Source organism: Corynebacterium sp. MSK071, from assembly GCF_030232125.1.
GTDB classification, from domain to species: Bacteria; Actinomycetota; Actinomycetes; order Mycobacteriales; family Mycobacteriaceae; genus Corynebacterium; species Corynebacterium kefirresidentii.
In genome coordinates, this window is record NZ_JASPJA010000045.1 from 1 (window position 1) to 660 (window position 660).

Annotated in this window: 1 protein-coding gene; it reads left to right on the forward strand. The window is 56.8% G+C overall.

Annotation, left to right across the window (positions count from 1 at the left end; all coding sequences use genetic code 11):
* Positions 1 to 660 (forward strand): transglycosylase SLT domain-containing protein (locus QP990_RS12130; protein WP_284799420.1); only part of this gene is annotated, 660 nt, incomplete at both ends.

Consider the following 660-nt stretch of genomic DNA (forward strand, 5'->3'; position numbering starts at 1 on the left):
AGCAGGAAAAGGCACCGGACTTTCCGGCTCCTTCGCTGACGGCGGTGTTATCGGCGCCATCAAATCCACAGCAGGCAAAGCATGGAACGTCACTGACGACGTCATCAACAAAGCCATCGAGCTCGGTGGTGACTTCGCCAACGCAGCAAAGAAACTCTTCGATGGCAAAATCAACGCTGTTAAAGACAAACTCGGCATCAGCAGCGGCACCGACCTAGCCAAATCCGTCGCACCCGCCTATCTGACTAAAGGCGCCGACAACGCATGGAACTGGCTCAAAGACAAAGTCGCCGCTGTAGCCAAAAAGGTCAAGGAGCACTTAAGCGTCGGCGGCGACGTCAACAAGTATCGCGGACTTGTCACCCGCCTGTTGAAAGAAAAAGGCCAGCCCGCCTCCCTCGTCGATACCGTGCTGCGCCGCATGCAACAAGAATCCGGAGGCAACCCGCACGCCATCAACGATTGGGACTCCAACGCCGTCAACGGCACCCCATCCAAGGGACTTATGCAAACCATCGACCCCACATTCCAATCCTACAAAGACCCCGGATTCGACGACATTTGGGACCCGGAAGCCAACATCCGCTCCTCCATGAACTACGCCATGGCTACCTACGGTTCTCTCTCCGCGGCCTACGACCGCGCCGGAGGCTACAAAAA